The sequence below is a fragment of the Spirosoma sordidisoli genome (assembly GCF_004138325.1).
Classification (GTDB): domain Bacteria; phylum Bacteroidota; class Bacteroidia; order Cytophagales; family Spirosomataceae; genus Spirosoma; species Spirosoma sordidisoli.
Window position 1 is genome coordinate 1029018 of the sequence record NZ_SBLB01000001.1, and the last position, 11725, is coordinate 1040742.

Genomic DNA, 11725 nt, shown 5'->3' on the forward strand with positions numbered 1-11725 from the left:
GCTATTGTACCGCTTCGGTTGAGTGATCGGTCAGTACAACTGTTTTTTTGTGATAATAATCGGCCCAGCACCGGTTCCAGAGGTGTTTGGGATCGTTTTTAACGTCTTCCAGAAATAACGAAGCCGGATAAACGGGCAGCGGAGCCACCTGACCGTTGGTAGCGTCGGTCTGCGCAAACTGGGCGTAGCGCTGCTGCATGGCCTGGTCATACTGGGCGGCCCGGCCACTCAGCCAGTCGCCATAGGCTACGGGCATCACAGACCATACACCCGTTGCGATCAGTACCCAGCCCAGCGCGGCCACAGCCAGCGGCTGCGCATATGATTTCGGGAAGCTGGTCGCAAAGCGGTGGCGCAAAACTACCATCAATAACGTTAGGTTGTAACCCCAGCTTAACCAGAACAGCAGATTGATCAGGTTGACCAGGCGCGTAACGGGCGGAATGCCAACGCCGTAAAAGTGCAGCGAAATCAGCACCAGTACCGTAGCGCCACCGTGCAGCAGCCCCCAGATCGGATGCAGCCTCAGGTAGGCCGGAAGCGGTTTGGCCGTCAGCTGCCAGGCCAGCGGCAGGTACAGCAGCGACAGCGGCAGCAGTGGCGTTTTCAGCAGCTGATGCGACAAATACCCCACCGCATACCGCAGTGACGACAGCACCGTATGCGGAATATTACTGCTGTTGGGGTTCGACGCCATCCGCACCGCATTGCCGGGCGCGGCCATCAGGTAATAGCAGCTCACGGCGCCTACCCCCAGCAGAATCAGGACCGTGGCCGACAACCGCCGACGCTGAATCAGCTCACCCAGCGCAATCAGCCCCAACACGGACATAACCATGACCATACTCGTTTCGCTCGACCCCACGATACCCGCAATGAGCAGGCTCTCGGCCAGCAGATAACCCGGCAAAAGGCCAAACCCCTGCCGCTGGTGCGCGATCAGCGTTGCCAGCAGAGCCAGAAAAAACACCGCCGACATGCTGTAGCAGGCCATACCGGCATACCAGTACATGAACTCAGGCAAACCCGCCAGCGAGGCTATGAACCCCACAAACAGGCCGGCAGCCAGCGCCAGCGAAGCCGTTTGCCGACCCGAGCCGCCCGATGCGTTATCGGCCACCCACTGCCGCGCCAGGGCGTAGAAACTCAGCAGCAGCAGCGCCAGCAACAGAATGGGGTATACTTTGTAGCCGGTATACCAGCCAATGGTCAGCGGACTGGAGTGAACAACGAAATTATGGAAGAAACGACCGCTCCAGCCGTCGTAATAAAACTGCTGGGCCTCCCAGAAGCCGTACTGCATAGCCGTGTTGGCAAAACAATAATCGTCGGCGGGCGATGGATGGTTATAGAAGGAAAGAGCCACCAGTGGTACAGTCAGCACCAGCGACAGAGAAGCTAAAACAAGAGTAACAAGACGCAGCAACGGTGCGGAACGAATCATGTTGACACGGTTAAGTCGATGTAGGCAGGTGGGTCTGCGCTTTGGTCAGTCGGTCGTTTAAAAACGGGTATATCAGCACAGCCGCCAGTATGACGAGCGTACCGATATAAAAGCCCGGGGTCATGCGCTCGTCGTCGCCAAAAATCAGCACCGCCAGCACAATTCCATAGACTGGCTCCAAATTTACAGTCAGGATAGCTAAGTACGGCGAAAACTTACGCAACAGCCGAACCCCTACCCAGTACGCGTAGACCGTACAGACCAGCGACAGCACCAGCAACCACAGCCACTGGGCCGGGCGCGTCGGGTATAAAAAAAGGCCCGAATCAGGCTCCAGAGCCCAAAATACCCCCACCAGCACGGCCGATCCGACAAAGGCGCCCATCATCTCATAGAGGGAGATAACCAGGGCGTCGTACCGTTGGGTAAATCGACTGTTGATGATCGTAAACAGCGCCGACAGCATAGCCGACGACACCGCCAGCGCCAGTCCCATGCCTTTATCGAACTCGAAGCGGAAGATAAGATACAGCCCGGCCATGACCACGAAGCCAAGAATGACTTCAATCGCCCGCATCCGCCGACGCAGCAGAATCGGCTCCAGCACACTGGCCCAAAGCGAACTGGTAGCCATACCAGCCAGGCAGACCGACACGTTGGCCACGCGCGCAGCCCAGAAAAACAAAACCCAGTGGAGCGCAATAATCCCCCCCGTTGCCAGCAGCCGCCAGCGGTCGCGCGCGGGTACGCCGATCGACTGGTTCCGAAACCACAGCACGGCTCCCATACCCAGCACAGCCAGCCCCGTCCGGTACAGGACCAGCGCCGACGAGTCGAGCGGAGCCAGGAGCTTACCCAGAATGGCCGTGAATCCCCAGATCAGGACAATGAAATGAAGCTGAAAATAATCAGTAAGAGAAGGCTTCATGCAGAGAGCGATGAGCGATGAATGATGAATGATGTCGTATCGATGTGTTACCCAAAACGGCTATGCTCATCGCTCCTAACTCTTCACTCATCACTGTCATCGAGGTATTGTATTGTACAGCAAGACGCCGATGGCCGCAAAAATAGCGTTCGGAAGCCAGACCGCCACAATAGGATTCAGGTTACCGGATTCGGCGATGCCTTTGGCCAGCATGAAAAACAGCAGGTACGTAAAGGCCAGGAAGAAGCCCAGCGCTACCTGCCAGCCCACGCCCCGCCGGCTTTTGCGGGCCGACATGATCACGCCGATAACGGTCAGAATCAGGATGGCGAACGGGCGGGTATCGCGGCTGTACTTCTCGAGCAGGTATACCTCAACGCCGTCGGCCCCCCGGCTGCGGAGCAGGTCGATATGCTGGTTCAGCTCGGGCAGGGTCAGGGTTTCGTAGAGGTTGAAATCAGAACTGAAGTCGTCGGGCTTCAGGTTCAGCGTGGTATCGATACGGGTACCGGGGGTCAGGGTTTCGCGCAGGCCGTCGATGCTTCTGATTTTGTAATCGTAGACGGTCCACTTCTTCTTCTTGGCGTCCCACTCGATATGGTCGGCGGAGAGTTTCTGCCGGAGCTGATTGCCCTGCACCTGCTCCAGGGTGAATTTATAGCCGGTGTTGCTCAGGTTGTTATAGCTTTCGAGGTAGGCGTAGGTGTCGGGCGCAATTTTGATGTGCACATTCCGACCGGTATAGGTATACGCTTCGTTGATGTAAGCCACCTCGAACGCAATCCGGGTTTTGTTCGCCTTCGGAATGATGTAGTTGACCATGAAATAGGTCAGCACCGCCAGCACCGACGCCCCCAGCACGTAGGGGAACAGCAGCCGGATAAAGCTGACCCCGCTGCTGAGGATGGCAATAATTTCGGTACGAGCCGCCAGCCGGGAGGTCAGGAATACAGTGGCGATGAAGACCATCAGCGGACTGATGTAGTTGGCCCAGTACGGAATGAAGTTCAGGTAGTAGTCGAACAGGATTTTGCTGCCGGGCGCATTGTGCTTGTGAAAGTTGTCAACTTTCTCGGTATAGTCGATCATCACCACGACCAGCACAATGACCAGCACCACGAAGATGTAGGTCTGCAAAAAACGCTTCAGTATGTACCAGTCGAGTAATTTCATGGGTCTTTATCCTAGTCTGTTTACGTTTTCTGTGGTCCTGCTTACTGTAGTTGGTATGGTCGTCACCATGGTCCATGGGGACACGGACCACGGTGACGGCAAAAGCCATCCGGACAGGAGACGCAAGGGTTGCGTCTCTACACCCATGGTCCGTAGCCTCACGCATTTGCGCCTGCAAACTCATTGGCAGGATAAACCGGTTCCTCAGTTTACCAGCAAGTTTTTGGCGACTTCGTGGCTCACGAATACCGGTCGGCCGCTTTCAATCTGTACCAGCACCGACTTATCGAAGGCGTTGATCTCGGCTATGGTTACCAGACACCCCAACGTAAGGTTACACCGGTCGAGGTGTTGCAGAAACTCCGTCGAGTGTTCCAGCACGCCCATCAGCCGGATGCTATCGCCAGGCCCCGCTTCCGACAGTTTCCGGTATCCGGTTTCCGGCATCTGACCGGCCGGCGTAGGAATCGGGTCGCCATGCGGGTCAAATTGCGGGTAGCCCAGATACGTATCCAGACGTGTTACCAGCTCCTCAGACCGCACATGCTCAAGCTCTTCGGCAATGTCGTGCACCTCGTCCCAGCCAAAACCCAGCTTTTCGACCAGAAACACCTCCCAGAGCCGATGCCGGCGAATGATCTGCAACGCCAGCCGCTCACCCTCTTCGGTGAGCCGAACGCCCTGATATTTCTTGTAATGGATCAACTGTTTATCGGCCAGCTTCCGCAGCATATCCGTAACCGAAGCCGCCCGGGTGGCCGTCATTTCGGCCAGCGCGTTCGTTGTCACCTCCCCTTCCTGACGGGTGGCGAGGTAATAGATGGTCTTCAGATAGTTCTCTTCCGTGAATGACTGCATAGGCGACAGCTACCCGATAAAACATCTAAAATCAGGCAAACAGTTTGGTGGCAAAGATAGTTTTTATGTTAAACTTTCTAAAAATTTAGACTAGTCTAAATTTTTATTTCAACTATTATTACCTTTGCTTCAGCAGACCGCTCAATGACAGCGGCAGGTAGGTACCCCCGTCGGTTAACGGTGGGGTTAGCATGCTCAACTAACGAATGGAAGTAACCAATACATTTATGAAAGGCTGGCGTCAGGACCCATCGTCAAAGTCGCTGGCCGATGTGCATGGGTCAGTTCATGTACCCCGAAACGCTGGTTTTTTCAAGACCCTGGCGGCTTATGTCGGCCCCGGGCTTATGGTAGCAGTAGGCTACATGGACCCCGGCAACTGGGCCACCGATATTGCCGGGGGGGCTCAGTTCGGTTATCGGCTGTTGTCCGTTGTGCTGATCTCGAATCTCTTCGCCATGCTGCTGCAGCACCTGGCGCTCAAGCTGGGTATCGCTACCGGCCGCGATCTGGCCCAGGCCTGCCGCGACCATTACAGTCGCCCGGTGGGTATTGGCCTGTGGGTACTGGCCGAAATTGCCATTGCCGCTACAGACCTGGCCGAAGTCATTGGCTCGGCCATTGCGCTGAACCTCCTGTTCGGTCTGCCGCTCACGATCGGTATCCTGATCACGGCCGTTGATGTCATGCTGTTGCTGTACCTGCAGAACAAAGGCTTCCGGGTACTGGAACGAATCGTGGCTAGCCTGATTTTTCTGATCCTGGCCTGCTTCGGCTACGAGTTGCTCGTCTCCCGGCCCGACCTGGGCGAGGTGATGGGCGGATTACTACCCCGCCCCGAAATCGTCACCAATCCGGGTATGCTCTATATCGCCATTGGTATCCTGGGTGCCACGGTTATGCCCCACAACCTGTACCTCCACTCCAGCATCATACAAACCCGCGATTTCAGCCGCGACGATACAGGTCGGCAATCGGCTATCAAGTTTGCCACCATCGACTCAACGGTATCGCTGTTTCTGGCTTTCTTCATCAACGCAGCCATTCTGATGCTGTCGGCGGCTACGTTCCACTATTCCGGCAATCAGCACGTGGCCGACATCACCGACGCCCACCAACTACTCGACCCGCTGCTGGGTACCAAAGTGGCCGGTATTCTGTTTGCCGTTGCGTTGCTGGCGTCTGGCCAGAACTCTACCGTGACCGGTACCCTGGCGGGGCAGATCGTTATGGAAGGCTTCCTGAACCTGCGGCTAAAACCCTGGCTCCGCCGAATCATTACGCGGCTCGTAGCTATTGTTCCGGCCCTGACGGTAGCCATTCTGTACGGCGAGCGGGGCACGTCCGAACTGCTGGTACTGAGTCAGGTTATCCTGTCCTTACAGCTAAGTTTCGCGGTTGTACCGCTGGTCACCTTCACGAACGATAAGCTGAAAATGGGCCGTTTTGTCAACCCCGCCTGGGTTCGCATCACGTCATGGGCCGTAGCCAGCATCATCATCGCCCTGAACGGCTATCTTCTCTGGGACACAGTTTTCTAAGCCTCTACCCTAACGAATGGTCCGCCTACGGCGTAGAGACGCGACAGCGGCCCGGCCCTGGCGTCTCCTGTCCCGATGGCTTTTGCTGCCGCGCGGGTGGCCGGACTACGCGTCCCGGACTACGCGTCTCGGTGAGGGCACAGACCGCTGTGACGATCGCACGGACCACGACATGTAGAGACGCGACCCCTCGCGTCTCCCCGACCCCTCGCGTCTCCCGCGCGACAGCAACAACGACCGGCAGAAATAGCCTGTGAGAACACGGACTACGGTGCAGAAACGCGACCGTCCGGCCCCTGGCGTCTCCCGTGCAATAGGCGCGAAAAAAATTAATCATCGCAATATTGCGATTAACCAATTCATGTATACCTTTGCGATATGGGCGTCACGAAAACAGAAGTATTTACAACGGAGCAGAACCGGATTGCCGACCTGGCCAAAGCCTTTGCGCATCCGGCCCGGGTAGCTATTCTTCAGTACCTGGTTGCAACGAAGGCCTGCGTGTGTGGTGATCTGGTCGATGTACTGCCCCTTTCTCAGGCTACCGTCTCCCAACATTTGAAAGAGCTGAGCCGGATCGGGATCATCAAAGGAAACGTACAGCCCCCGCGCGTGTGCTACTGCATCAACGAACCCGTTTGGGAAGAAGCCCGGGCTACCTTCGGCGATCTGCTCGCGTCATTCACCCAGAACACCTGCTGCTGATTTTTTTACCCGATCCAATCGCAATATTACATTAAACCAATAAGAGCATGACTACTGCCGAGGAACTCAAAGCGATTGTCCGTCAGAAATACGGCGACATCGCGCGTCAGGAAGAAACCCAGGGCGTAACGGTCGATGGTGGCTGCGGGCCTTCGTCCTGTTGTGGTCCGGCCGCTACAGATGCCTCGTACAGCATTCTGATGAACGACGAGTACCAAACCATCGACGGCTACGTGGCCGATGCGGATCTGGGGCTGGGCTGCGGCTTGCCGACCCAGTTTGCGCAGATAAAACCCGGCGACACCGTCGTTGACCTCGGGTCCGGCGCGGGCAACGACTGCTTTGTAGCCCGCGCCGAAACCGGAGAAACCGGCCGGGTTATCGGGCTGGATATGACCCCGGGTATGATTGACCGGGCCCGGAAGAACGCGAAAGCCCTGAATTACACGAACGTCGAATTCGTCTATGGCGACATCGAAGACATACCCCTGCCCGATAACCTGGCCGACGTTGTAGTAAGCAACTGCGTTATGAACCTGGTGCCCGACAAAGCACGCGCCTTTCAGGAAACGTACCGGATTCTGAAACCCGGTGGTCATTTCAGCATCTCCGATATCGTCCTCGTGGGCGACCTGCCCGAGGGGCTGCAGCGGGACGCCGAGCTGTATGCAGGTTGCGTATCGGGAGCCATCCAGGAGCGCGACTACCTTGATATCGTTACCCGGTCGGGTTTTACGGCCCTGCAGGTACAGAAGAAGAAAGAAATCAACCTGCCGACCGAGCTACTCCGGACCTACATCACCGCCGACGAGCTGGCTGCGTACCGACAGGATGGCCGCGGTATCTACAGCATCACCGTCTTTGCCCGCAAACCACTCACCGACCCGAAACCGGCCAGCCCATCGGCTGAGTCCTGCTGCGGACCAACCTGCTGCAACGGGTAACAGATTCAGCTGCTCACCCGCTCTTTATCGTATGGCTGAAGAACCTATTCAGGAAACCGACATCGTGGTGATCGGTGGCGGACAAAGCGGCCTGTCGGTCGCCTATTTCCTGCGCCGGACCGGTCGTTCATTCGTTATTCTCGACGACCAGCCACGGGCGGGGGGTGCCTGGCTGCACGGCTGGGACTCGCTCCGGCTGTTCTCACCGGCCGAAGCCTCGTCGTTACCCGGCTGGCCTATGCCGCGACCGGCGGGCCCCGATGCCGGTTTCCCGGCCCGGCAGCAGGTTATCGACTACCTGGACGCCTACGAAGCCCGCTACAAGCTACCCCTCCGGCGCCCTGTCCGGGTAGAACAGCTTACGCGCCATACCGACGGATACACAATCCGGACGGACAAGGGTACGTGGCGGGCACCGGCCGTGGTTTGCAGCACCGGCGCCTGGACAAATCCCGTTCTACCGGCGTATCCGGGTCAGGCCGATTTCAGAGGCCTGCAACTTCATTCGGCCCATTACCACTCGCCCGAATCGCTGGCTGGCCAGCGGGTGCTGATTGTCGGGGGCGGTAATTCGGCAGCCCAGATTCTGGCCGAGGTATCGGAGGTAGCCCATACCGTTTGGGTAACCCTGACCGAGCCAACGTTCCTGCCCGACGACGTCGATGGGCGGGTTTTGTTTAGCCGGGCTACGGAGCGGTATCATGCCACCCAGGCTGGCCAGTCGCCGGCGCCGACCGGTCGTCTCGGCGATATTGTCATGGTTCCTTCGGTGCAGGCCGCCCGTAGTCGGGGCGTATTGCAGGCACGTCGGCCCTTTGTTCGGATAACGACCCAGGGGGTTGTCTGGCCAGACGGTCAGTCAGAGTCGTTCGATACCATCATCTGGTGCACGGGTTTCCGCCCGGCCACCGACCTGCTCGGTCCGCTGGGGATCGTAGACAGGGAGGGACGTGTGGCTACTGACGGAACCCGGGCTATCGACGCACCGGGTCTCTGGCTGGTGGGGTACGGCAACTGGACAGGCTTTGCCTCGGCCACCCTGATCGGCGTTGGCCGGTCGGCCCGGCAGACCGCCGAAGAAATTAACGCGTATCTACCCCAGCCTCAACCATCCATTTAACCCATTCGTATGGACAACCCTTCTGTAACAGAAACGACCCAGCCGCCCCGCCTGTCGTTTCTCGACCGCTTTTTAACCGGGTGGATTTTCGGCGCCATGGCGCTGGGCGTGCTGCTGGGAAACCTGTTTCCGCAAATCGAACAGTCGCTCAGTGCCTACCAGTCCAGAACTACCAATGTGCCGCTGGCCATCGGACTGATTCTGATGATGTACCCGCCCCTGGCCAAAGTACGCTACGATCGACTGCCAGCGGTATTCCGAAACACGAAAATCCTGACGCTGTCGCTCGTGCAGAACTGGCTCATTGGCCCGGTGCTGATGTTTGGCCTGGCCGTTCTGCTCCTGCCCGACAAGCCGGATTACATGACGGGCCTGATCATGATCGGCATTGCCCGCTGCATCGCGATGGTCATCGTCTGGAACGACCTGGCCCTCGGCGATCGGGAATACGTAGCGGGGCTGGTAGCGTTCAACAGCATCTTTCAGGTCCTGTTCTATTCGGTCTACGCGTATGTATTCGTAACGGTGCTGCCGCCTTTGTTTGGCCTGCCCGGCGCCACGGTAGCCATCAGTATCGGGCAGATTGCCGAAAGTGTGGCCATCTACCTGGGTATTCCGTTCCTGGCCGGGCTGCTCTCGCGGCTCCTGCTAACCCGGCTGTTCGGTACCGAGTGGTACGAGACCCGTTTCCTGCCCTTCATCAGTCCTATTACGCTGGTGGCGCTACTGTTCACGATTGTGCTCATGTTCAGCCTGAAGGGAACGCTGATCGTACAGATTCCGGGCGATGTGCTGCGGATTGCGCTGCCCCTGGTCATTTACTTCGTGCTGATGTTTTTTATGGCCTTTTACCTGGCCAAGCGGGCCGGTGCCGATTACGCCAAAAGCACCTCACTGGCCTTCACCGCAGCCGGTAACAACTTTGAGCTGGGCATAGCCGTGGCCATTGCCGTCTTCGGCATCAACTCGGGGGTTGCCTTCGCGGCCGTAATCGGTCCCCTCATCGAAGTCCCCGTCCTGATTTTACTCGTCCATGTAGCCCTTAAACAACGCGCTTCGTTTAACCCGGTATCCCAATGAAAATTGCTCTTTTCTCCGACATTCATGCCAATCTGCCCGCGCTGGAAGCGGTGCTGGCCGATATTGACCAGCAGGCCGTCGATGCCGTCTATTGCCTGGGCGACCTGGTAGGCTATAATGTCTGGCCCAACGAGGTCATCAACACCATCCGCCAGCGGGGTATTCCCACCATTGCCGGCAACTACGACTACGGTATTGGCCGGCAGAGCGACGATTGCGGCTGCGCCTATCGCGAAGACGCAGAAAAAGCGATGGGCAACGTGTCCATCAGCTACACCAACCAGGTCGTTGGTGCCAGCGAACGCCAGTACCTGCGCACCCTGCCCACCCACATCCGGCTCGAGTTTGAACTCGGCTTCAACCCGGATCAGCTCTGGCATCAGCAAACGCCCTTTGTCGTGATGCTGGTACATGGCAGCCCCCGGCGCGTCAATGAATACCTGTTTGCCGACCGGGGCGACCGCAGTCTGGGCCGGGTACTGGAAGGGGCCGGAGCCGACGTCCTCTGCTTTGGCCACACCCACAAACCGTTCTATAAAGTAGTCAGTGGCGAACCCGAAGGCCAGGAAACCTATTTTCGGCATGCCATCAATATCGGGTCGGTGGGTAAGCCGAAAGATGGCGACCCCCGCGCCGGCTATGTCCTGCTGACCATCGACGAAACGGCCCGGCCGGGCGCTAAAGAAGGCATTCAGGTCGACTTTGTACGGGTCGAATACGACGTTGAACAAGCAGCCCGCGCCGTTGAGGATAGCATCCTGCCTGACCCCTACGCCGACATGCTGCGTACAGCGCGCTAATCCATTCTCTGTTCATACCCAGGCCCCGTTCTGACGCACTCCTGCGCCGAACGGGGCTTTTTTTGGGCGCAAAGTCAGGGAATCGAAGCCGGTGGATATGACACATGAAAAAAATACAGTATCCTTCTTGCATATATAGCTTTCTTATATATACATTCGCTTATTACTAACCGTGCTTCATGAGTTTATATGGAACCAACCCAGAGTGAATTTCTGCGCGGAACGCTCAAGACAATCGTGCTGACGCTGCTAACGAACCAGGAACGCATGTACGGCTATGAAATAACGCAGGCCGTGAAAGAGCGTACGCGGGGGCAGCTCGTGCTCACCTTTGGCGCGCTTTACCCCGTTCTGCACAAGCTGGAGCAGGAGGGGCTGCTCATCACCGAATCGGTGGAAGTAGAAGGCCGGCTGCGCAAGTATTATTCGCTCACGCCCAGCGGTACCCAGGCGGCCCAGCAAAAAGTTTCTGAGTTCGAACGATTTGTTTCCTTGATGCGCTTACTCCTTCCTTCGCCTAAACTGGCCCTTAACAACTTATAAACGAATCTCGGTTATGGAAAAGCTAAACCCACAACAGGTTGCCCGGCTCTACGACCACCTGGTCCGCTCCGGCACGGATACCGACCTGCTCTCTGAACTACTCGACCATCTCGCCTGCGAAGTCGAATACTACATCTGGCTTGGTTTGCCGTTCGAGTCGGCCATGGACAAAGCACTGATGGAAGCCGACGTCAATGCGGTTCAGACCCTGCGCCAGACCTACCAGCGGGAACTAAGCCTGAGCGGTCTGCAACTTGAGTCAGCCAGCAAGGACGACATCCTCTTCCAGTTCCGCAACAAGGCCTACGGAGCCTATTACCTCCGGCAGGCCTACCCCACGGCGCTGCGCAATGCCTTTGGTCTGACGCTGGGCCTGTTTATGATGCTGATCGGGCTGATGCACATGATCGGTCGGGGTTCGTTTTCCTATTTCAGCATCTGGGGGGCGCTCTGGCTCGGTGGCCTCGTTGCGGTTACCCTGGCCAGTTTAAGCTGGTACCTGGAAAACGAACGCCAGCGCATTCAGCTTGGGTAATCAACAGCTAAACGCCCGTTCGTTCAATCGGGCATCGATGTCTTCCTCTCTTGG

12 protein-coding genes are annotated in these 11725 nt (G+C 57.4%); 8 read left to right on the plus strand and 4 right to left on the minus strand.

All coding sequences use genetic code 11. From position 1 onward, the window contains the following. Position 1 precedes the first annotated feature (1 nt). From EQG79_RS04445 to EQG79_RS04460, 4 genes are all read right to left on the minus strand, one after another. Positions 2 to 1444: a DUF6056 family protein gene (locus EQG79_RS04445; RefSeq protein WP_129600231.1), complete on the minus strand. Its 1443-nt coding sequence runs from the start codon at positions 1442 to 1444 to the stop codon at positions 2 to 4. 10 nt (positions 1445 to 1454) lie between these two features. Next, complete coding sequence (locus EQG79_RS04450) at positions 1455 to 2372, minus strand: DMT family transporter (RefSeq protein ID WP_129600233.1); 918 nt, start codon at positions 2370 to 2372, stop codon at positions 1455 to 1457. A 96-nt stretch (positions 2373 to 2468) separates the two neighbouring features. After that, on the minus strand, positions 2469 to 3545 hold the full coding sequence (locus EQG79_RS04455; RefSeq protein WP_077919062.1) for an LptF/LptG family permease: 1077 nt from the start codon (positions 3543 to 3545) through the stop codon (positions 2469 to 2471). 204 nt (positions 3546 to 3749) lie between these two features. Beyond that, complete coding sequence (locus EQG79_RS04460) at positions 3750 to 4403, minus strand: metal-dependent transcriptional regulator (protein ID WP_077919063.1); 654 nt, start codon at positions 4401 to 4403, stop codon at positions 3750 to 3752. A gap of 206 nt (positions 4404 to 4609) precedes the next feature. On the opposite strand from EQG79_RS04460, the gene EQG79_RS04465 reads away from it, so the two are divergent. From EQG79_RS04465 to EQG79_RS30920, 8 genes are all read left to right on the plus strand, one after another. After that, a complete protein-coding gene (locus EQG79_RS04465; protein ID WP_077919064.1) occupies positions 4610 to 5944 on the plus strand; it encodes an Nramp family divalent metal transporter in 1335 nt (444 codons plus the stop codon). A gap of 378 nt (positions 5945 to 6322) precedes the next feature. Continuing rightward, positions 6323 to 6649, plus strand: a complete 327-nt coding sequence (locus tag EQG79_RS04470; protein ID WP_077919065.1) for an ArsR/SmtB family transcription factor — start codon at positions 6323 to 6325, stop codon at positions 6647 to 6649. 47 nt (positions 6650 to 6696) lie between these two features. Further along, positions 6697 to 7593 carry an arsenite methyltransferase gene (locus EQG79_RS04475; protein ID WP_077919066.1) on the plus strand — a complete coding sequence of 299 codons (897 nt, stop codon included), beginning with the start codon at positions 6697 to 6699 and terminating at the stop codon, positions 7591 to 7593. Positions 7594 to 7624: 31 nt separating this feature from the next. Next, entirely contained in the window at positions 7625 to 8713 is a 1089-nt protein-coding gene (locus tag EQG79_RS04480) for an ArsO family NAD(P)H-dependent flavin-containing monooxygenase (protein ID WP_077919067.1), read from the plus strand. 9 nt (positions 8714 to 8722) lie between these two features. Then, positions 8723 to 9793, plus strand: a complete 1071-nt coding sequence (gene arsB / locus EQG79_RS04485) for an ACR3 family arsenite efflux transporter (RefSeq protein ID WP_077919068.1) — start codon at positions 8723 to 8725, stop codon at positions 9791 to 9793. Continuing rightward, entirely contained in the window at positions 9790 to 10593 is an 804-nt protein-coding gene (locus tag EQG79_RS04490; RefSeq protein ID WP_077919069.1) for a metallophosphoesterase family protein, read from the plus strand. The genes arsB and EQG79_RS04490 overlap by 4 nt, the downstream gene beginning before the upstream one ends. Before the next feature lie 189 nt (positions 10594 to 10782). Next, positions 10783 to 11136, plus strand: coding sequence for a PadR family transcriptional regulator (locus EQG79_RS04495; RefSeq protein ID WP_077919070.1), 354 nt, complete (start codon positions 10783 to 10785; stop codon positions 11134 to 11136). 13 nt (positions 11137 to 11149) lie between these two features. Continuing rightward, the gene (locus EQG79_RS30920) at positions 11150 to 11671 is read left to right on the plus strand and encodes a hypothetical protein (protein WP_077919071.1); all 522 of its coding nucleotides are present in this window, start codon (positions 11150 to 11152) and stop codon (positions 11669 to 11671) included. The last annotated feature ends 54 nt before the right edge of the window (positions 11672 to 11725 follow it).